General features: G+C 56.0%; 18 protein-coding genes. 10 read left to right on the top strand and 8 right to left on the bottom strand.

The window, feature by feature from the left end:
• Nucleotides 1–37: 37 nt before the first annotated feature.
• Nucleotides 38–1,474, bottom strand: coding sequence for an aspartate ammonia-lyase (aspA, locus tag H7R76_RS21435; protein WP_106927403.1), 1,437 nt, complete (start codon nucleotides 1,472–1,474; stop codon nucleotides 38–40).
• Between the two features lie 339 nt (nucleotides 1,475–1,813).
• Between aspA and H7R76_RS21430 the strand changes: the two genes are divergently transcribed.
• A complete protein-coding gene (locus H7R76_RS21430) occupies nucleotides 1,814–2,290 on the top strand; it encodes an FxsA family protein (RefSeq protein ID WP_106927407.1) in 477 nt (158 codons plus the stop codon).
• A 155-nt stretch (nucleotides 2,291–2,445) separates the two neighbouring features.
• Here H7R76_RS21430 and yjeH read toward each other — a convergent pair whose 3' ends face one another.
• Nucleotides 2,446–3,681 carry an L-methionine/branched-chain amino acid transporter gene (gene yjeH / locus H7R76_RS21425; RefSeq protein WP_182966423.1) on the bottom strand — a complete coding sequence of 412 codons (1,236 nt, stop codon included), beginning with the start codon at nucleotides 3,679–3,681 and terminating at the stop codon, nucleotides 2,446–2,448.
• A gap of 252 nt (nucleotides 3,682–3,933) precedes the next feature.
• Here yjeH and H7R76_RS21420 point away from each other — a divergent pair, with 252 nt between their 5' ends.
• From H7R76_RS21420 to H7R76_RS21410, 3 genes are all read left to right on the top strand, one after another.
• Complete coding sequence (locus H7R76_RS21420; protein ID WP_003855929.1) at nucleotides 3,934–4,227, top strand: co-chaperone GroES; 294 nt, start codon at nucleotides 3,934–3,936, stop codon at nucleotides 4,225–4,227.
• Nucleotides 4,228–4,260: 33 nt separating this feature from the next.
• Entirely contained in the window at nucleotides 4,261–5,907 is a 1,647-nt protein-coding gene (gene groL, locus H7R76_RS21415; RefSeq protein WP_106927411.1) for a chaperonin GroEL, read from the top strand.
• A 133-nt stretch (nucleotides 5,908–6,040) separates the two neighbouring features.
• On the top strand, nucleotides 6,041–6,394 hold the full coding sequence (locus H7R76_RS21410) for a DUF4156 domain-containing protein (RefSeq protein ID WP_106927413.1): 354 nt from the start codon (nucleotides 6,041–6,043) through the stop codon (nucleotides 6,392–6,394).
• A gap of 79 nt (nucleotides 6,395–6,473) precedes the next feature.
• Here H7R76_RS21410 and epmB read toward each other — a convergent pair whose 3' ends face one another.
• Nucleotides 6,474–7,502: an EF-P beta-lysylation protein EpmB gene (gene epmB, locus H7R76_RS21405; RefSeq protein WP_106927415.1), complete on the bottom strand. Its 1,029-nt coding sequence runs from the start codon at nucleotides 7,500–7,502 to the stop codon at nucleotides 6,474–6,476.
• 40 nt (nucleotides 7,503–7,542) lie between these two features.
• On the opposite strand from epmB, the gene efp reads away from it, so the two are divergent.
• The 3 genes from efp to sugE all read left to right on the top strand — a co-directional run bounded on the left by efp (nucleotide 7,543) and on the right by sugE (nucleotide 8,883).
• Entirely contained in the window at nucleotides 7,543–8,109 is a 567-nt protein-coding gene (gene efp / locus H7R76_RS21400) for an elongation factor P (RefSeq protein WP_003855940.1), read from the top strand.
• Between the two features lie 171 nt (nucleotides 8,110–8,280).
• On the top strand, nucleotides 8,281–8,427 hold the full coding sequence (gene ecnB, locus H7R76_RS21395; RefSeq protein ID WP_106927417.1) for a lipoprotein toxin entericidin B: 147 nt from the start codon (nucleotides 8,281–8,283) through the stop codon (nucleotides 8,425–8,427).
• A gap of 138 nt (nucleotides 8,428–8,565) precedes the next feature.
• Nucleotides 8,566–8,883, top strand: a complete 318-nt coding sequence (gene sugE, locus H7R76_RS21390) for a quaternary ammonium compound efflux SMR transporter SugE (protein ID WP_106927419.1) — start codon at nucleotides 8,566–8,568, stop codon at nucleotides 8,881–8,883.
• Between the two features lie 129 nt (nucleotides 8,884–9,012).
• On the opposite strand, the gene frdD is transcribed toward sugE, so the two are convergent.
• The 4 genes from frdD to frdA are packed head-to-tail and all read right to left on the bottom strand — an operon-like array spanning nucleotide 9,013 to nucleotide 12,303.
• Nucleotides 9,013–9,369 carry a fumarate reductase subunit FrdD gene (gene frdD, locus H7R76_RS21385; protein ID WP_182966421.1) on the bottom strand — a complete coding sequence of 119 codons (357 nt, stop codon included), beginning with the start codon at nucleotides 9,367–9,369 and terminating at the stop codon, nucleotides 9,013–9,015.
• A 10-nt stretch (nucleotides 9,370–9,379) separates the two neighbouring features.
• Nucleotides 9,380–9,775 (bottom strand): fumarate reductase subunit FrdC, encoded by a 396-nt coding sequence (gene frdC, locus H7R76_RS21380; RefSeq protein ID WP_106927423.1) that lies wholly within the window; start codon nucleotides 9,773–9,775, stop codon nucleotides 9,380–9,382.
• Nucleotides 9,776–9,785: 10 nt separating this feature from the next.
• Nucleotides 9,786–10,520, bottom strand: a complete 735-nt coding sequence (gene frdB, locus H7R76_RS21375) for a fumarate reductase iron-sulfur protein (RefSeq protein WP_106927425.1) — start codon at nucleotides 10,518–10,520, stop codon at nucleotides 9,786–9,788.
• Nucleotides 10,513–12,303, bottom strand: a complete 1,791-nt coding sequence (gene frdA, locus H7R76_RS21370; protein ID WP_182966419.1) for a fumarate reductase (quinol) flavoprotein subunit — start codon at nucleotides 12,301–12,303, stop codon at nucleotides 10,513–10,515. Before frdA ends, frdB begins: the two co-directional genes overlap by 8 nt.
• A 311-nt stretch (nucleotides 12,304–12,614) precedes the next feature.
• Here frdA and epmA point away from each other — a divergent pair, with 311 nt between their 5' ends.
• The 3 genes from epmA (at nucleotide 12,615) to yjeM (ending at nucleotide 16,552) form a co-directional block, all read left to right on the top strand.
• Nucleotides 12,615–13,592, top strand: coding sequence for an elongation factor P--(R)-beta-lysine ligase (gene epmA, locus H7R76_RS21365; RefSeq protein WP_106927428.1), 978 nt, complete (start codon nucleotides 12,615–12,617; stop codon nucleotides 13,590–13,592).
• A 298-nt stretch (nucleotides 13,593–13,890) separates the two neighbouring features.
• A protein-coding gene (locus tag H7R76_RS21360; protein ID WP_096147877.1) for an IS3-like element ISSen4 family transposase occupies nucleotides 13,891–15,011 on the top strand; the annotation gives its coding sequence in 2 pieces (ribosomal slippage) (nucleotides 13,891–14,149 and nucleotides 14,149–15,011; 1,122 coding nt in all).
• Complete coding sequence (yjeM, locus tag H7R76_RS21355; RefSeq protein WP_227673990.1) at nucleotides 15,008–16,552, top strand: glutamate/gamma-aminobutyrate family transporter YjeM; 1,545 nt, start codon at nucleotides 15,008–15,010, stop codon at nucleotides 16,550–16,552. The genes H7R76_RS21360 and yjeM overlap by 4 nt, the downstream gene beginning before the upstream one ends.
• A gap of 55 nt (nucleotides 16,553–16,607) precedes the next feature.
• On the opposite strand, the gene mscM is transcribed toward yjeM, so the two are convergent.
• Nucleotides 16,608–19,931: a miniconductance mechanosensitive channel MscM gene (gene mscM, locus H7R76_RS21350; RefSeq protein WP_182929605.1), complete on the bottom strand. Its 3,324-nt coding sequence runs from the start codon at nucleotides 19,929–19,931 to the stop codon at nucleotides 16,608–16,610.
• Nucleotides 19,932–19,948 lie beyond the last annotated feature (17 nt).

The raw sequence follows: 19,948 nt of genomic DNA, 5'->3' as shown, positions 1-19,948 counted from the left end.
GTCATCATGACATGCCTCAGTTTATTAGTCAGAAAGATTACTGTTCGCTTTCATCGGTATAACGTTTTGCTTTATAGGCCGGGTGCATCAGGTTCTGCGGCGAGAAAATATCGTCCAGTTCTGCCTCGGTCAACAGGCCACGTTCCAGCACTACTTCACGCACGCTCTTACCGGTTTCGGCACAAATTTTACCGACGATATCGCCGTTGTGGTGGCCGATGAACGGGTTAAGGTAGGTGACGATACCAATCGAGTTATAGACGTAGCTTTCGCAGACTTCTTTGTTCGCGGTGATCCCGTCGATGCATTTTTCCAGCAGGTTGTAGCAGGCGTTGGTCAGGATATGGATAGACTCAAACAGCGCCTGACCAATGACCGGTTCCATCACGTTCAGCTGCAGCTGACCGGCTTCGGAGGCCATGGTGACGGTGGTATCGTTGCCGATGACCTTGAAGCACACCTGGTTAACCACTTCCGGTACGACCGGGTTAACTTTTGCCGGCATGATGGAGGACCCTGCCTGCAGTTCCGGCAGGTTGATTTCATTCAGGCCAGCGCGCGGGCCGGAGGAGAGCAGGCGAAGGTCGTTACAGATCTTCGACATTTTCACCGCCAGGCGTTTCAGCGAGCTATGAACCATTACGTACGCGCCACAGTCAGAGGTGGCTTCAATCAGGTCTTCCGCCGGGACGACGGCCAGATTGCTGACTTCCGCCAGTTTCTGCACCGCCAGCTGCTGATAGCCATCCGGGGTGTTCAGGCGAGTACCGATTGCGGTTGCGCCGAGGTTCACTTCCAGCAACAGCTCCGCAGTACGCAGCAGGTTTTTGGTTTCTTCATTGAGCAGCACGTTAAAGGCATGGAATTCCTGGCCCAGGGTCATTGGCACTGCGTCCTGCAGCTGGGTGCGACCCATTTTCAGCACGTCCTGGAATTCAGCCGCTTTACGCTGGAAGCCTTCGCCCAGCTGGTGGATAGCATCAACCAGCTTAACGATAGAGGTGTAAACCGCGATGCGGAAACCGGTTGGGTAAGCATCGTTGGTGGACTGGCATTTATTAACGTGGTCGTTCGGGTTCAGGTACTGGTATTCACCTTTCTGGTGGCCCATCAGCTCCAGACCGATGTTTGCCAGCACTTCGTTGGTGTTCATGTTTACGGAGGTACCCGCACCGCCCTGGTAGACGTCTACCGGGAACTGATCCATGCACTTGCCGTTATTCAGAACTTCATCGCAGGCTGCAATGATGGCGTTGGCTACGCCTTTAGGAATGGTTTGTAATTCTTTGTTCGCCAGGGCCGCTGCTTTCTTCACCATCACCATCCCACGTACGAACTCTGGGATGTCGCTGATTTTACTGTTACTAATGTAAAAGTTTTCAATCGCTCTCAGAGTATGAACGCCGTAGTAAGCGTCAGCAGGAACTTCCCTGGTACCCAACAGATCTTCTTCGATACGAATGTTGTTTAGCATGTGAACCTTCTTTTTGCGAGCTGCCAATGATTTCACCCAAATACGCAGGATTTTTATGGTCATGCGTTTTTCTGACCGCAGATTATTTCCTTAATCGGCCCGGTGTCCATGATCATATGCTGATAATAGCGGATTGCAGTAATCTGGATCACTTATTATCAGAAGCAATGGATAAGAATTATTAATTTGTGAAATGAATCACCGCTTGACGATTGTTGACAAAAATCTCAATAACCGCTGATTGAAAAACGGCGATTAATCACCACTTCACTGTAGTGCAGAGAAACATGAATCGCTGCAGGCGCGTGATACGCGTTATTTACCTCACAGGAGATGCCAGTGCGCTGGATACCGTTAATTGCCATATTTCTCTATGTTTACATTGAGATATCCATTTTTATCCAGGTCGCCCATGTGTTTGGCGTCCTGATGACGTTGATTCTGGTTATTTTTACTTCCGTGATCGGCATGTCGCTGGTGCGTAACCAGGGCTTCAAAAACCTGATGCTAATGCAGGAAAAAATGCAGGCGGGTGAAAGCCCGGCGGCTGAGATGATTAAAAGCGTATCGCTGATCCTCGCCGGCCTGCTGCTGCTGTTGCCGGGGTTCTTTACCGATTTCCTGGGTCTGGTGCTGTTGCTGCCGCCGGTGCAGAAGCATCTGACCGTGAAGCTGATGCCGCACCTGCACTTTGGGCGCATGCCGGGGGGCGGTTTTGGCGGCGGGACAACCAGCGGCCAGACCTTCGACGGTGAGTATCAGCGTAAGGACGAACGCCCTGACCAACTGGATCATAAAGACGATAATCGCCCGTAAGTTATGGCGATAATAAAAAGCCGGAGCGCGTTAAGCCTCCGGCTTCAGATTACTGACAAACCGCCGGATGGCGTCGCAAGTGACTTATCCGGCCGACAAGGGATGTATACCCACGTAGGCCCGATAAGCGTAGCGTCATCGGGCAATGAATGCGCCTACCCACGCCTTTTTGGCAGCAGCATCCACAGTGCGGCCAGCATGACCACCGCGTACAGACTTTTCCATCCCACCATCGCCAACAGCAGCAGGCACAGCGCCACGCCAATCATCGAGAGCGCCCGGTAGCGGCCTGCCAGCAGCCGGCAACCCGCCAGCATGCACAGCAGATAAATCATGATAAAAATGCCGTTGGCATAGATGATGAGCGCATCCAGATTGATGTTCAGCCAGTAGCTGGCCAGCGTGCTGACCATGCAGCTGCCGATGACCACGCTGAGCGCGTTGCGCGGCACCAGCCCCGGCGAAAGCCGCGCCAGGAAGCTATCGGGTTTATGCTGCGCTTGCGACCACACCAGCCGGGCAAAGCTTTGAATGTAGATGTTGGTGCTGGCAAAACAGGCGAGGAAACCGACCACGCTGGCAACCCACAGCGCCTTCACGCCGAACAGCTGTACTACGATGGTTGGCAGCGACGCGGCGGCGGTGTTGGCGGCACCGTAAGCGTGAAAATGCAGCACCAGCACCGTACAGGCCCAGTAAACCATGCCCGCCAATAGCAGCCCAATCATCAGCGCGCGGGGAAAATCGCGTTCCGGGTGGCGAAACTCAGACGCCATGTGGGCGAACGCCTCCAGGCCGACAAAACACCAGAACATGACGGAAAGCGCCGCGAAAAGTGGCGACATTTCGATATCTGCCAGCGCCGGGAAGGGAATTTCCTTCACGGCGATATCGCCGTACACCCAAACGGCGGCCAGCAGGGCGACGATCAGCACCGCGACCAGGGTTTGTAAGTTAGCGCTCGAGCTGGCGCCGCGCAGGCCCAGCCACCAGATGACGGCGAGGGTCGCCATCTCGGCCATGAGCAGCTGCCAGCCGTGCCAGCCGAACAGCGCCTGGGTAAAACCAGAGGCAATATGTAACGCAGCGGGCAGGCCCACCGGAATGACGGAGAGAAAGAGCCAACCGGTGACGCGCGCCAGTCTTGGGCCAAAGGCCTGCTCTACAAAGTGTGCCACGCCGCCCGCGCTGGGGTAGTGTCTTCCCAACAGCGCGAAGACAATCGCGACCGGGAAAACCAGCACGATCAGCGCTGGCCAGGCCCACAGACTGTTATCTCCGGCAACAATCGCACCCAGCGCCGGAACGGCAAATACGCCGGTGCCCAGCAGCGATGTCGACAATAACCCAACGCCCTGAGCCAGCCCCAGCTCCTGTTTCAGACCTGACATGACATGCTTCCATACCCTTGCAAAGAGGCGAATGTTACCACACCAGCACGGTGCATGGCCCCGCGTCATTGTGCTGTTCTCAGCCGCTATTTCAGCGATTTATCGCGATTAACGGCGTGCGAAAAATTTTTTTTAGGGTGCCCCCTTGAAGGCCAAAATAACCATCCCCATCTCTCTGGCACTAGCCGGAAAACCCTACGTGGCCCGGCGTCACCCATAACTGATAATGACTTTCTCGAAGGAGAGCTATCAATGAGTATTCGTCCGTTACATGATCGTGTGATCGTCAAACGCAAAGAAGTTGAAACTAAATCTGCTGGCGGCATCGTCCTGACCGGTTCTGCGGCAGCAAAATCAACTCGTGGCGAAATCATCGCTGTCGGTAAGGGCCGCATCCTGGAAAACGGGACCGTGCAGCCGCTGGACGTTAAAGTTGGTGACATCGTGATTTTCAACGATGGCTACGGCGTTAAATCTGAGAAGATCGACAATGAAGAAGTGTTGATCATGTCTGAAAGCGACATCCTGGCAATTGTTGAAGCGTAAGAAACGCGCGAACGAATTTGAGGAATAGAAGAAATGGCAGCTAAAGACGTAAAATTTGGTAACGACGCACGTGTAAAAATGCTGCGCGGCGTTAACGTACTGGCAGATGCAGTTAAAGTGACCCTGGGCCCGAAAGGCCGTAACGTTGTTCTGGACAAATCCTTCGGCGCGCCGACCATCACGAAAGACGGCGTATCCGTAGCACGTGAAATCGAGCTGGAAGACAAGTTCGAAAACATGGGCGCACAGATGGTGAAAGAAGTTGCCTCTAAAGCGAACGACGCTGCAGGCGACGGTACCACCACCGCAACCGTACTGGCTCAGTCCATCATCACTGAAGGTCTGAAAGCCGTTGCTGCGGGCATGAACCCGATGGATCTGAAACGTGGTATCGACAAAGCTGTCGCTGCTGCCGTTGAAGAACTGAAAGCGCTGTCCGTACCGTGCTCCGACTCTAAAGCGATTGCTCAGGTTGGTACCATTTCCGCTAACTCCGACGAAACCGTAGGTAAACTGATCGCTGAAGCGATGGATAAAGTCGGTAAAGAAGGCGTGATCACCGTTGAAGACGGTACCGGTCTGGAAGACGAACTGGACGTGGTTGAAGGTATGCAGTTCGACCGTGGCTACCTGTCCCCGTACTTCATCAACAAGCCGGAAACCGGTGCTGTTGAGCTGGAAAGCCCGTTCATCCTGCTGGCTGACAAAAAAGTATCTAACATCCGCGAAATGCTGCCGGTTCTGGAAGCCGTTGCGAAAGCAGGCAAACCGCTGGTTATTATCGCTGAAGACGTTGAAGGCGAAGCGCTGGCTACTCTGGTGGTCAACACCATGCGCGGTATCGTGAAAGTCGCTGCTGTTAAAGCTCCTGGCTTCGGCGACCGTCGTAAAGCGATGCTGCAGGATATCGCTACCCTGACCGGCGGTACCGTTATCTCTGAAGAGATCGGTATGGAGCTGGAAAAAGCGACCCTGGAAGACCTGGGCCAGGCTAAACGCGTTGTGATCAACAAAGACACCACCACCATCATCGATGGCGTGGGTGAAGAAGCGGCAATTCAGGGCCGTGTTGCTCAGATCCGCAAACAGATTGAAGAAGCCACTTCTGACTACGACCGCGAAAAACTGCAGGAACGCGTAGCGAAACTGGCTGGCGGCGTTGCCGTTATCAAAGTCGGTGCTGCTACCGAAGTTGAAATGAAAGAGAAAAAAGCACGCGTTGACGATGCCCTGCACGCGACCCGTGCTGCGGTAGAAGAAGGTGTGGTTGCCGGTGGTGGTGTTGCCCTGGTTCGCGTTGCAGCGAAACTGTCTGGCCTGACCGCTCAGAACGAAGATCAGAACGTCGGTATCAAAGTTGCGCTGCGCGCAATGGAAGCACCGCTGCGTCAGATCGTCCTGAACGCCGGTGAAGAACCGTCTGTTGTGGCTAACGCGGTGAAAGCCGGTGAAGGTAACTACGGTTACAACGCGGCGACCGAAGAATACGGCAACATGATCGACTTCGGTATCCTGGACCCAACCAAAGTGACCCGTTCTGCTCTGCAGTACGCGGCTTCCGTTGCGGGCCTGATGATCACCACCGAGTGCATGGTGACCGACCTGCCGAAAGGCGACGCGCCTGATTTAGGTGCTGCTGGCGGTATGGGCGGCATGGGCGGTATGGGCGGCATGATGTAATCGTGCGCTATACCCCATAGAAATAAGAAACCCCCGGGCAGAAATGCTCGGGGGTTTTTCTTTTGGTCATCTTTTTAGTATAAGGTTTACACACGGACGACATGCGTCCAGCTCATTGATTATGGGGAATAACATGCAGGTAAAATATTTAGCAGGGATTGTCGGCGCAGCGCTGCTGCTTGCGGGCTGTAGCTCTACGACCGAGCTGACCGCATCGGGGCAGAATGTTCGCTTTGTTGAAGACAAACCGGGCGCTGAGTGCCAGCTGTTGGGGACGGCTAACGGCGCGCAGAGCAACTGGCTTTCCGGCCAGCAGGGCGCCGAAGGCGGCTCCATGCGCGGTGCGGCCAATGCACTGCGTAACCACGCGGCCGAAATGGGCGGCAACGTCATTTACGGCGTCAGCAGCCCAACGCAGGGTATGCTCTCGAGCTTTGTGCCGACCGACAGCGAAATGAACGGCCAGGTTTATAAATGCCCGAACTGATTGCTTTTGCCGGATAGCGTCTTGTTTATCCAGCGAACGGATTCTGGCCCAGGGCAGGCCGCTGCCTGCCCTGGGTCGCTTACCGTTGACGCAGCTGAAGATCCAGCGGCGTCTTACTCGGTTCCCCGCCGATTTCACGCGCCAGCTTCGGCACCATATAGCCGGATACCAGCGTCAACAGTTCCCGCATAATTTCCCGCGCCTCATCGTCGCTGACGAGGAAGTGGGCCGCGCCCTGAACTTTATCCAGCACGTGCAGGTAATACGGCATGACGCCGGCATCAAACAGCGCGTTGCTAAGGTTCGCCAGCGTTTGCGCATTATCGTTCACGCCGCGCAGCAGCACGCTCTGGTTGAGCAGCGTGACGCCAGCGCGGCGCAGGCGTGACATCGCCTGGCAAAACGTTGCGTCAATCTCATTGGCGTGATTGATGTGGTTCACCAGCAGAATTTGCAGTGAGGATTGCTCGAAGCGAGCGACCAGCGTATCGGTAATGCGCGCTGGGATAACGATCGGCAAACGGCTGTGGATGCGCAGGCGCTTAATGTGCGGGATAGACTCCAGCTGGCTAAGCAGCCAGTCCAGTTCGTGGTCTTTGGCCATCAGCGGGTCGCCGCCGGAGAAGATGATTTCATCGAGCTCCGGATGTGCGCTTACGTAGTCGAGCGCCGCCTGCCAGTTACGCTTATTGCCCTGGTTTTCGGCATACGGGAAGTGGCGGCGGAAACAATAGCGACAATTTACCGCACAGCCGCCTTTCACCAGCAGCAGCGCGCGGTTGTGGTACTTGTGCAGTAAACCGGGCACAACGCTGTGCTGTTCTTCCAGCGGATCGGTGGAGAATCCCGGTGCAGCGATAAACTCTTCCTGCGAGGTAAGTACCTGACGTAAAAGAGGATCGTTCGGGTTGCCTTTCTCCATTCGCGCCACGAATGCGCGCGGAACGCGCAGGGCGAAAAGGCGCTTAGCGTCACGGCCTGCGAGCAAATTTTCATCGGCGTCTATATTCAACAGACGGAATAGTTCATCCGGATCGGTGAGAACATCGGCAAGTTGCATCAACCAATCTTCTCTGGATGGGGTATTTAGGGTTACAATATGCGCCATTTTGTGGCTTAGCTACCATTTAACAATTTCAGAGGGCCTTATGGCGACTTACTATAGCAACGATTTTCGTGCTGGTCTTAAAATCATGATGGACGGCGAACCGTACGCGGTCGAAGCCAGTGAATTCGTTAAACCGGGTAAAGGTCAGGCATTCGCACGCGTTAAGCTGCGCCGCCTGCTGACCGGCACTCGCGTAGAGAAAACCTTCAAGTCTACTGACTCCGCTGAAGGCGCTGACGTAGTGGATATGAACCTGACTTACCTGTACAACGACGGTGAGTTCTGGCACTTCATGAACAACGAAACCTTCGAACAGCTGTCTGCTGATGCGAAAGCGATCGGTGACAACGCGAAATGGCTGCTGGATCAGGCTGAGTGCATCGTCACCCTGTGGAACGGCCAGCCGATCGCCGTGACCCCGCCGAACTTCGTTGAGCTGGAAATCGTGGAAACCGATCCAGGTCTGAAAGGCGACACCGCAGGTACTGGCGGCAAGCCGGCAACCCTGTCCACTGGCGCTGTGGTTAAAGTTCCGCTGTTCGTTCAGATTGGCGAAGTGATCAAAGTGGATACTCGCTCCGGCGAATACGTATCCCGCGTGAAATAATTCGTGCGTTGATCCGTTCGGCGCAGCAGCGATGCTGCGCCAGCCTACCTTCTGATTTGCTCCCACCCGCTTCGTCTTCGTCTGAAAAAAATCGCCGAGATCCCGCATCCTGTATGAAGTTGTCTATGCTTATGAAGCAAGATAACGATAACTGACACAAAGGATGACATTATGGTGAAAAAAGCGATTGCAGCGTTTTTTACAGTTCTGGCGCTTTCCTCTGTACTCACGGCCTGTAATACCACACGCGGTATTGGGCAGGATATTTCGGACGGCGGTAGCGCGATTTCAGGGGCAGCGACGAAAGCGCAGCAATAAATCCGGACCGACGGTATGGCGCTCTGTTGTACCGTCGTTTTTTGTCACCTATACTGACGGCATTTCATTTCAACACCTTGCGGGACGACCCGTAAGCGTATCGCATCCGGGGACGGCCCCATGATTATGGAGCCTGTTATGCCTTGGCTAATTCTGTTTATTGCCGGCCTTCTCGAAGTCGTCTGGGCCGTTGGCCTCAAATACACCCATGGTTTTAGCCGCCTGGTACCAAGCGTTATCACCGCTGTGGCGATGATTGCCAGCATGGCGTTGCTATCGTGGGCAATGAAAAGCCTGCCGGTGGGGACTGCCTATGCGGTGTGGACGGGGATTGGCGCGGTGGGTGCGGCGATTACCGGCATTTTGCTGTTAGGCGAATCCGCCAGCCCAATGCGCATTGCGAGCCTCGCGTTGATTGTGCTGGGAATTATTGGCCTGAAGATGAGTGCACATTAACAATCAACAGGCCCCGGAGAGAGGGGCCATGTAGGCCGGATAAGGCGTAGCCGCCATCCGGCAATGTGCTCTGCGTGCCTGATGGCGCTGCGCTTATCCGGCCTACAAGCCCCGCACAGCGCCAATGGGTTAAATAAACAGTACGCCGACCAGCGTAACGACCGTCAGAATGGCCGCCAGACCGTAGAATACCAACTTACCGTTCGGCACATGGATTTTCAGGTCGTGCATTGCGTGGTGAATACGGTGTAAACCGCACCACAGCGGCAGAACAATCATCAGGAACAGAAACGCGCGGCCAATCAGGCTATGCGCGAACGCGTACACGCGTTCATAGGTGAAGGCGTCGCCAGAGGCCATCAGCGGCAGCAGAATGCCCACCAGCAGCACCATGACCGGTGCGACAATTGCGCTCCACATACCGCCCGCGCCGAACAGGCCCCAGAATACCGGCTCATCGGAACGTTTTGGATTAGGGTTAATCATGCCAGTCTCCTTACCAGAACAGGGCGATAAACAGAATCACCACGCTGACCACCGCGGTCACCACCCAGAGCCCCTTGATAATTGGCTCCGGCCCCATTTTTTCGCCTTTCACGATGATATTGGCGGCTTTAGGCGCCAGCTCAAACCAGGTTTTAGTATGCAGCAGCGCGGCGGCCAGGGTAATCAAGTTCAGCACAACCACGATCGGGTTTTGCAGAAAACCGACGTAGCCGGCCCAGCTTTCGGCGCCGTGCTTAAGCGCAAACAGGCCGTAAATCAGCACGATGCTGAACCACACCGTTGGCACCGCGGTGCCTTCACGCAGCATATAGAAGCGATAAAACGGCAGCTTTTTCCACCAGGTGGACGGCATTGGCCGTACATAGGGTTTGCGTTTAGTCGTCATCATGCACTCCTTAGCGTGGTTTCAGGGTTGCGATAAGAAAGTCTTTCGAGCTTTCTACTTTACCCTGCTGAATAGCGGCGGCCGGATCGACGTGTTTCGGGCACACTTCGGAGCAATAGCCGACGAAGGTACAGGTCCAGACGCCATTCTGGCCGTTCAGCTGCGCCATACGTTCCTTCTTGCCGTGGTCGCGGCTGTCTTCGTTGTAGCGATGCGCCAGGGTAATCGCCGCTGGGCCAATGAACTCTGGATTCAGGCCAAACTGCGGGCAGGCGGCATAGCACAGACCGCAGTTGATGCAGCCGGAGAACTGGTGGTACTTCGCCATCTGCGCCGGGGTCTGGGTGTTTGGCCCCTGATCCGGCGTGCGCGGGTTGCCGATGATGTACGGCTTAATCGCTTCCAGACTCTCGATGAAGTGGGTCATGTCGACCACCAGATCGCGCTCGATAGGGAAGTTCGCCAGCGCCTCGACCTTGATTCCTTTGGTGTATTCACGCAGGAAGGTTTTACAGGCGAGCTTCGGCACCTTGTTGACCATCATGCCGCAGGAGCCGCAGATAGCCATACGGCAGGACCAGCGGTAGCTCAGGTCCGGCGCGAGGTTATCTTTGATGTAGCCCAGCGCATCGAGCAGCGAGGTCTGCTCATCGTAAGGCACTTCATAGAAGGCGCTGTGCGGTGCGCTGTCCACTTCCGGGTTATAGCGCACAATCTCAATTTTTAAATTCTTCATCTCAGCCATTCGCCGTCTCCTTCTTCTCGGCCGCTTCAGCTTCTGCGCCGTACACGCGTTTTGCCGGTGGCAGGGTCGTGATCTTCACATCGCTGTAGTCGAGGCGAGTGGTGCCGTCGGCGTCGCGGAAGGCGAGGGTATGCTTGAGGAAGTTAACGTCGTCACGCTCGGTGCAGCCTTCGTCCAGACGCTGGTGCGCGCCGCGGGACTCTTTACGCGCCATGGCGGAATGCGCCATACATTCGGCAACGTTCAGACCGTGGCCCAGCTCGATGGTGTAGAGCAGGTCGGTATTGAACACGCTGGAAGTGTCGGTGATGCGTACGCGCTTGAAGCGTTCCTGCAGCTCGGCCAGTTTATCGATGGTTTTCTGCATCAGCTCTGGCGTACGGTAGATACCGCAGCCTTCTTCCATCGACAGACCCATTTCGTCGCGTATTTTCGACCAGTTTTCATTACCTTCCTGGTTCACCAGCGCTTTCAGGCGGTTTTCGATGTCGCTGACCTGCGCGTCCAGCGCGCTGCCGTTGGCTTCACCGACCGTGGCCGCGCGGGCCATCGCCTGTTCACCGGCCATGCGGCCAAACACCACCAGCTCCGCCAGCGAGTTGGAGCCCAGACGGTTGGCGCCGTGCAGACCCACGGAGGAACATTCGCCGACGGCAAACAGCCCTTTGATGCGGGTTTCGCACTGCTGATCGGTTTCGATGCCGCCCATGGTGTAGTGCGCGGTTGGACGTACCGGAATTGGCTCTTTCACCGGATCGACACCCACGTAGGCTTTCGCCAGCTCGCAGATAAACGGCAGACGCTCCAGCAGCTTTTTCTCGCCAAGGTGACGCAGGTCGAGATAGACCACATCGCCGCGCGGCGTTGGGATGGTGTTGCCTTTGCGCCATTCGTGCCAGAAGGCCTGGGAAACTTTGTCGCGCGGACCCAGCTCCATATATTTGTTCTTCGGCTCGCCCAGCGGTGTTTCCGGGCCCATACCGTAGTCCTGCAGATAGCGGTAGCCATTCTTGTTGACCAGAATACCGCCTTCACCGCGGCAGCCTTCGGTCATCAGGATACCGGAGCCCGGCAGGCCGGTCGGGTGATACTGAACGAATTCCATGTCGCGCAGCGGTACGCCGTGGCTTAATGCCATGCCCATACCGTCACCGGTGACGATGCCGCCGTTGGTGTTGTAACGGTACACGCGGCCTGCGCCGCCGGTCGCCATGACCACCGCGTTGGCGCGAATCTGCACCAGCGTGCCTTCCATCATGTTCATCGCGACCAGGCCACGGGCCTGACCGTCATCGACCAGAATGTCGAGGACGAAGTGTTCGTCAAAGCGCTGAATTTGCGGGAACTGTAAGGAGGTCTGGAACAGGGTGTGCAGCATGTGGAAGCCGGTTTTATCGGCGGCGAACCAGGTACGCTCTATCTTCATCCCGCCGAAGCGGCGGACGTTCACGCTGCCGTCGGGACGACGGCTCCACGGACAGCCCCACTGTTCAAGCTGGGTCATTTCTGTCGGGCAGTGGTGAACGAAGTAATCAACGACATCCTGTTCGCAAAGCCAGTCGCCGCCGGCGACGGTGTCGTGAAAATGGTAGTCGAAGCTATCATGATCCTGTGCGACGGCAGCGGACCCGCCTTCAGCAGCAACCGTGTGGCTGCGCATAGGATAGATTTTTGATATCAAAGCAATTTTGGCTTTCGGGTTGGCCTGAGCGGCTGCGATTGCAGCGCGTAGTCCCGCTCCGCCTGCGCCTATAATGGCTAGATCGGCTTGAAAGGTTTGCACGACATTCCTCCAGATTTTTGTTATTTCACAACACGCTACGTGGGGGGATATCACGTGGCCTGCGCAAAAACGTTTCCACTGCTCCTTTATGGGTAAGGCAGTATACCCGTCGGGTTAATAAGGAAATTTGATGTGTTCGATTTTTTTGTCGTTAAGTGCGGTTTATTTATCACTGTAGCTGATGAATTAGGTTCTCGAATTACATAAAAAAATCTTCTTTCCTGCTCGACGAGAAATTACTGAGCAATATTTGTGTCGTGTGCGGCTTGCGGGTAGACTTCGTGCCCTTGTCTGTAATCGGAGAAAAAACCATGAGCGAGACGGCAACCTGGCAGCCGAGCGCATCCATTTCTAACCTGTTGAAGCGTGCGGCACTGATGACGGAGATCCGTCGTTTCTTTGCTGACCGCGGCGTGCTGGAAGTGGAAACGCCCTGTATGAGCCAGGCGACGGTGACTGACGTACATCTGGTCCCGTTTGAAACGCGTTTCGTCGGTCCGGGGCATTCTCAGGGAATGAACCTCTATCTGATGACCAGCCCGGAATATCATATGAAGCGCCTGCTGGCAGCAGGATGCGGCCCCGTTTTCCAGCTGTGCCGTAGCTTCCGCAATGAAGAGATGGGCCGTCACCATAACCCTGAATTTACGATGCTGGAGTGGTATCGTCCGCACTTCGATATGTATCGACTGATCAACGAAGTTGACGATCTGCTGCAGCAGGTGCTCGAGTGCCAGCCGGCGGAAAGCCTCTCTTATCAGCAGGCCTTCCAGCGTCATCTGGAAATTGACCCGCTATCGGCGGATAAAACCCAGCTGCGTGAAGCCGCGGCGAAGCTCGACCTGAGCAACGTGGCTGATACAGAAGAAGACCGCGATACCTTGCTGCAACTGCTGTTTGCTTTCGGCGTAGAGCCGCACATCGGCAAAGAGCGTCCGACGTTTGTCTACCACTTCCCGGCGAGCCAGGCATCGCTGGCACAGATTAGCGCTGAGGATCACCGTGTGGCCGAGCGTTTTGAGGTTTACTTCAAGGGAATGGAGCTGGCTAACGGCTTCCACGAGCTGACCGATGCCCGCGAACAGCAGCAGCGTTTTGAGCAGGATAACCGTAAGCGCGCCGCGCGCGGCCTGCCGGTGCAGCCGATCGATCAAAACCTGCTGGACGCGCTGGCGGCTGGCCTGCCTGACTGCTCCGGCGTGGCGCTGGGCGTTGACCGTCTGGTCATGCTGGCGCTGGGCGTTGAAACCCTGGCCGAAGTCCTGGCGTTTAGCGTCGATCGGGCATAAGTCTGATTTTGTACTTTTTTACAAAATAAAATGGCGCTAAATGCGCCATTTTCCAATTTTATATCCACAAACCACTCTTCTAGCCACAATATTTGTCTGGTTGTTTGCTATCATCCGGCCCGCATTTCTACGCGTCGATTTTCCGCTGCCTTGTCGCTGACGAGCTCGCAGCGCGCTGTCCTGTCGACGGGAAAAACGATTCAGAGTTAGGGAAGGTTACATGACCCTGACCTGCTCCCCGTTGATTAGTACACCCCGATGTTAGTAATGTCTTCATAAGCCACATGAGGACATCCCCATGAAGAAGCGTTTTTCCGACGAACAGATCATCAGTATTCTCCGCGAAGCCGAAGCTGGGGTACCCGCCCGTGAACTCTGCCGCAAGCATGCCATTTCCGATGCCACGTTTTACATCTGGCGTAAGAAGTATGGCGGTATGGAGGTGCCTGAAGTTAAGCGCCTGAAGTCGCTTGAGGAAGAGAACGCCAGACTCAAGAAGCTGCTTGCCGAAGCCATGCTGGATAAAGAGGCGCTTCAGGTGGCTCTTGGGCGAAAGTACTGACGACAGACCAGAAGCGGGAAGCCGTGATGTTGATGTGTGATGCGACCGGTCTGTCGCAACGTCGTGCCTGCAGGCTTACAGGTTTATCCCTGTCGACCTGCCGCTATGAGGCTCACCGTCCGGCTGCTGATGCGCATTTATCAGGGCGCATCACTGAGCTGGCACTGGAGCGCAGGCGTTTTGGCTACCGTCGTATTTGGCAGTTGCTGCGCCGTGAAGGGCTTCATGTTAATCATAAGCGCGTGTACCGGCTTTATCACCTCAGTGGCCTGGGCGTAAAACGCAGAAGACGTCGTAAAGGGCTGGCAACAGAACGTCTGCCGCTGCTCCGTCCGGCGGCGCCCAATCTGACCTGGTCGATGGATTTCGTCATGGACGCACTTTCCACCGGTCGCAGGATCAAGTGTCTTACCTGCGTCGATGATTTCACAAAGGAATGCCTGACGGTCACTGTTGCCTTTGGGATTTCAGGCGTTCAGGTCACGCGTATTCTGGACAGCATTGCACTGTTTCGAGGCTATCCGGCGACGATAAGAACTGACCAGGGGCCGGAGTTCACTTGCCGTGCACTGGATCAATGGGCCTTTGAGCATGGTGTTGAGTTGCGCTTAATCCAGCCGGGCAAGCCAACGCAGAACGGATTTATTGAGAGCTTTAACGGACGATTTCGCGATGAATGTTTGAATGAGCACTGGTTCAGCGATATCGTTCATGCTAGGAAAATTATTAATGACTGGCGGCAGGATTATAACGAATGCCGCCCGCACTCCACGCTGAATTATCAGACACCGTCTGAATTTGCAGCGGGCTGGAGAAAGGGTCATTCTGAGAATGAAGATTCCGACGTTACTAACTGAGTGTTGTATCTAATCGTGGGGGCAGGTCAACCCAATCAATAAAAAAGATGAGCCTGATGGGCCTCATCCTGATGATATTTACTTCAGTTTTTGGTTTCGCTAATAGTCCGTCAGCGTTTTATCTGATGGGCTATAGCGCGATCGCCTGGTATATTTTTTCCGCCTTATTATTCTTCATTCCATTTGCCTTAATGATGGCTGAAATGGGCTCCGCCTATCGCAAAGAAGAGGGCGGCATTTATTCCTGGATGAATAACAGCGTCGGGCCGCGTTACGCCTTTATCGGCACGTTTATGTGGTTCTCTTCGTACGTTATCTGGATGGTCAGCACCTCGGCAAAAGTGTGGGTGCCGTTTTCAACCTTCCTGTTTGGTGCGGATATGACGCAGCGCTGGAGCATGGCCGGCCTGCAGTCGACGCAGGTGGTCGGGCTGTTGGCGGTGGTATGGATGGTGCTGGTGACCACGATCGCGGCGAAAGGGATTAATAAAATCGCGCGTATTACCGCCGTTGGCGGTATTGCCGTGATGTGCCTGAATCTCGTTTTACTGTGCGTCAGTATCGCGATTTTGTTATTAAACGGCGGCCAGTTCGCTCAGCCGCTGAATTTTACCGCGTCACCTCACCCGGGCTATCAATCCGGTCTGGCGGTATTGTCGTTTGTGGTGTTTGCTATTTTCGCGTACGGCGGTATTGAAGCCGTTGGCGGGCTGGTGGATAAAACCGATAAACCGGAAAAGAACTTCGCAAAAGGCATTGTCTTCGCCGCGATCGTCATTTCGATTGGCTATTCGCTGGCGATTTTCCTGTGGGGCGTAAGCACTAACTGGCAGCAAATTCTCAGCGACCGCTCGGTGAACCTTGGCAACATTACCTACGTGCTGATGACCAGCCTTGGCTCAACGCTGGGTCAGGCGCTGAACCTGCCGCCGGAAGCGGCGGCTGCCGTGGGGGTATGGTTTGCCCGTATTACCGGCCTGTCGATGTTTCTCGCCTATACCGGAGCGTTCTTTACGCTGAGCTATTCGCCGTTGAAGGCGATTATTCAGGGCACACCGAAGGCGCTGTGGCCGGCATCCATGACTCGCCTGAACGAAAACGGGATGCCGTCAACGGCGATGTGGATGCAGTGCGCGCTGGTGAGCCTGTTCATCCTGCTGGTGTCGTTCGGCGGTGATACTGCCTCGGCGTTTTACAACAAGCTGACGCTGATGGCGAATGTCTCGATGACCCTGCCGTATCTGTTCCTGGCGCTGGCCTTCCCTTTCTTTAAAGCCAGGGCCGATCTCGAACGCCCGTTCGTGATTTTCAAAACCCGGCTGTCGACCCTGCTGGCCACGACCGTGGTGGTCCTGGTGGTGAGCTTTGCGAACCTGTTTACCGTTATTCAGCCGGTAATCGAAGCCGGAGACTGGAGCAGCGCGCTGTGGATGATTGGCGGGCCAATCTTCTTCTCGCTGCTGGCGATGAGTATCTATGAGCGCTATAGCCGCCGCGTGAACGGCCAGCCGAGCCTGGCGGAATGCCCAACCAGCGAATAAGCACCTAATGGCCCCCTCACCCTTAAAAAGGGAGAGGGGGAGACTGAACCCGCTGTTACAAGCTTCCCGGCTTGCGGCTAGCGCGGCCAGTGGAGGTCAGAGTGGTCGATGACTTCTTGCCGTTCATGCTCTCCAGACGCATCTGGAACGGTGGGAACGGCATATCAATACCGTGCTCGCGGAAGCCTGCCAGAATCAGCTGATGCAGCTCGTGGCGCAGCGGCATGCGGTGGCCCATCTCGGCGGCGTAGATACGCAGCTCGAAAATCTGAATTCCCTGCTGTAAATCCACAAGGAACGCTTCTGGCGCAGGTGTATCAATCACCAATGAACAGCGGTGCGCGGCGGTTAGCAGAATCTGTGCTACCTCCTCACTGTTGGCGTCCGACGGCGCAGGGATGCTTAGCACCACGCGAGTTACCGAATCCGACAGCGACCAGTTGATGAACTGTTCGGTGATAAAGGCCTTGTTCGGCACGATAATCTCTTTGCGATCCCAGTCACTGATGGTGGTGGCGCGGGTGTTAATACGCGTGACGCTGCCGGTTAAATCACGAATCGTCACCGTGTCGCCGATACGAATCGGTTTCTCAAACAGGATGATCAGGCCGGAGATAAAGTTGGCAAAGATCTCCTGTAAGCCAAAGCCGAGACCGACACCGAGCGCGGCGACCAGCCACTGTAGTTTCGACCATTCGATTCCCAGCAGCGAGAAGCCCATCAGGCCGCCAATCATCATCAGAATATACTTGGTGATGGTGGTAATAGCGTAGCCGGTGCCCGGCGTCAGCGACAGGTGTTGCAAAATAGCCAGTTCCAGCAGCGCTGGCAGATTGCGCACCAGCTGAGTCGTGATGATAAGCACCAGAATGGCAATCAGCACGGCGCCCAGAGTGATCGGCTCAATGCTCTCTACGCCTTGTACCGTTGAGGTAACGTCCCACAGCGAAATATTTTCCAGGAAGCCAAACGCCGAGTGGATTTCAGACCACAGGATAATGACCGAGACCAGCGCAACCAGCATCAGAATCGAGCGTACCAGGCGCAGCGACTGTTCGCTGATGGTATCGAGGTTGACTTCGCTCACCTCCATCTCGGCCGATCCTTCGAGGCTGGTTGCATGCGGTTCTTCTTCCCCACGGGCGCGGTGCGCCAGCATCTCCGCGCGCTTGTGCTTAGCACGATCAAAGGCCAGACGACGGCGCTGAATCAGCATCCAGCGGCGGATGACGTGATAAATGACCAGCAGCAGGAACCAGATAGCGACCGAGGTTTCCAGTCGCGCCAGCAGAGCCTGAGCGGTTGCCAGATAGCCTACGGCGGCGGCGAAAATGGCGACCAGCGGGGCGCCGATCATCAGGTTCCACAGCAGCAGGTTGATACGGTTTTCGCCGCTGCCTTCTTTGTCGAGATACAGTGGAATTCCGGCGCGCTTGAGGCTCAGCGTGACGATCGCCAGCGCGCCGCAGATCAAGATAAAACACAGCCTGCCGAGCGATGCGGAGAATTCACGATCGTTGAGATTATCGAACATGATCAGCGCCATAATCAGCGGCACGATAAAGCCGATGCTCATCAGGTAGTAGCGCATAGCGCGCGCGACGCGGTGCTGTGGCCAGCCAAAGTGCACGATAAACAGGCCGTTGGTGCGGGCAAAGGCGGCGCAGATCATGACAACCCACAGCAGCGGGACGGTGGCGGTGACGCCGTCGCCAATCGCTACGGCGAGCGGATAGGGCCACGCCTCCTGAAGGCCGTAGCCGAGCGTAGCCCACAGCACCGGCAGCGGCGAGGCGACCAGAATCGACCAGAATACCGTGCGCATGGTCAGCCAGAAATGGTCCTGAGTGACTTTCCCGACGCGGGCGCTGGAGCGCTCGAGGAAACGCGTGAAGTGCTTTCTGGAGCTGATACTAAAGCCAACCAGCAGCAGCGCGGCAAACAGTGGGATCAGCGTCTGACGGCTGGTGAGCATCATCATGCTGGCTTTGCCTAACTGGCTGAAGGTATCCAGTGAAATCAGACGCCGCAGGTCCTGCACGATTTCAAGCGGCCAGTTGAAATCGATCGGGCGGACGTCGGAGGTCCAGAACAGATAGCGGTGGGTGGCTTCGTTGACCTCTTTCAGCGCGTCTTCCAACTGGCTGTTGGAGACTTTCAGCTTGGTCAGTTCGAGAATCAGCGTATCTCCGCCCTGAAGCAACGAGTTCAGCAGCTCGCGCTGGGTCCGCAGCTGGGCTTCGAGAATACGGTTTTCTTCAGTGGTCAGCGGCTGACCGTCGGCCTGGCGAATTTGCCGCAGCTGCGGCTGTTTGTTAAGGAGATCCTCGTAGCGCAGGCGGTGGACACGCAGCTGCGCCATTTCCGTATCGAGCTGCTGAGGTTTAGGCATCTCTGGCAGCCTGGCGACCTGCGCGCGCAGGGCTTCGCCCAGCAGGTTTGATGAGCCCAGCCATTGAGACTGCTCGCGCAGCGTGTTCAGCGCCTGACGCACCTGTAGCGTCTGGTTAGCGGCCTGGCGTTGCTGAGAGGCGACCAGGTCCATTCGCTGGGCCTGCTGGTTCAGCGCCTGCGACAGCTCGCGGTTAATTCTGAATTGCTCCACGATACCGGCTGGCAGATTTTCGCTGTTTTCCGCCAGCAGTTCGGTGCTTTCCAGCGCGCGCTCGGCTTCACGCTGGCGCTGGCTGTTGAGCTGGTTACGTAGCGCCTGCAGATAAGCATCGAGCTGCTCGCTTTGCTTCTGTGCGAGCTCGGAGCGCATTCGCGCGAGTTCCTGGCGGTTGTTGGCGGACAGCTGCGCCAGCTCCAGTTCATCGACCAGCGCTTTAAGCTTGCTGGCGTCGGCCTGCAGGCTAAGGGCTTGCGCTTGCGCCAGCGGCGTATTGCCGGTCTGCGTCCCCATACGGCGCTCCACATCGTTCAACTGACGGCGTGCGTCGGTCTGCTGTTGCGGCAGCTGGTTTAGGGAGTCGGCGATATCGCGGGCGCGTTCCTGCTCCTGCTGGGCCAGACGGCTCTTCTCCAGCAACTGGCTGCTGATCTGTAAAATTTCCTGATTCAGCGCGTCGGTGGTGATGCCTTCCGGCACCTGGCGCGGGTCATCGCGCAGGTTGTTGAGCTGATTGCGCAGCGTCTGGGAGAGCTTGGGAAAGTTGTCGATAACCTGCTGGTACTGCGCGGCCCGCTCGCGCGAGCCTTTTTGCTCTTCAAGCGCGGTGAGGGCGCTTTGCAGCGCCTCGACGGTTTCAGGCTGGGCGGGCTTAGCCGCCTTCGCCTGTTCTAATTCCTGGGCAATTTGCCGGGCGTTGGGGGCCGTCGCTGCGTACGCCCCCTGGCTGAGGCACCAGGCCATCAGTAAAGTGATAATCAGGCGCACGTCAGACCCTTATTCAG

The sequence above is a fragment of the Klebsiella sp. WP8-S18-ESBL-06 genome (assembly GCF_014169755.1).
Classification (GTDB): domain Bacteria; phylum Pseudomonadota; class Gammaproteobacteria; order Enterobacterales; family Enterobacteriaceae; genus Kluyvera; species Kluyvera ascorbata_B.
Note: the sequence above shows the minus strand (reverse complement) of the source record. Positions and strands in the feature narration are given on the sequence as shown.

Bases quoted from the DNA above. Each gene is read 5' to 3' on its own strand.
- H7R76_RS21410 (WP_106927413.1), top strand. From the start codon at position 6,041: ATGCAGGTAAAATATTTAGCAGGGATTGTCGGCGCAGCGCTGCTGCTT.
- frdC (WP_106927423.1), bottom strand. From the start codon at position 9,775: ATGACGACTAAACGCAAACCCTATGTACGGCCAATGCCGTCCACCTGG.
- sugE (WP_106927419.1), top strand. From the start codon at position 8,566: ATGCCTTGGCTAATTCTGTTTATTGCCGGCCTTCTCGAAGTCGTCTGG.
- epmA (WP_106927428.1), top strand. From the start codon at position 12,615: ATGAGCGAGACGGCAACCTGGCAGCCGAGCGCATCCATTTCTAACCTG.
- epmB (WP_106927415.1), bottom strand. From the start codon at position 7,502: ATGGCGCATATTGTAACCCTAAATACCCCATCCAGAGAAGATTGGTTG.
- aspA (WP_106927403.1), bottom strand. From the start codon at position 1,474: ATGCTAAACAACATTCGTATCGAAGAAGATCTGTTGGGTACCAGGGAA.
- efp (WP_003855940.1), top strand. From the start codon at position 7,543: ATGGCGACTTACTATAGCAACGATTTTCGTGCTGGTCTTAAAATCATG.
- ecnB (WP_106927417.1), top strand. From the start codon at position 8,281: ATGGTGAAAAAAGCGATTGCAGCGTTTTTTACAGTTCTGGCGCTTTCC.
- frdD (WP_182966421.1), bottom strand. From the start codon at position 9,369: ATGATTAACCCTAATCCAAAACGTTCCGATGAGCCGGTATTCTGGGGC.
- H7R76_RS21420 (WP_003855929.1), top strand. From the start codon at position 3,934: ATGAGTATTCGTCCGTTACATGATCGTGTGATCGTCAAACGCAAAGAA.
- frdB (WP_106927425.1), bottom strand. From the start codon at position 10,520: ATGGCTGAGATGAAGAATTTAAAAATTGAGATTGTGCGCTATAACCCG.
- groL (WP_106927411.1), top strand. From the start codon at position 4,261: ATGGCAGCTAAAGACGTAAAATTTGGTAACGACGCACGTGTAAAAATG.
- yjeH (WP_182966423.1), bottom strand. From the start codon at position 3,681: ATGTCAGGTCTGAAACAGGAGCTGGGGCTGGCTCAGGGCGTTGGGTTA.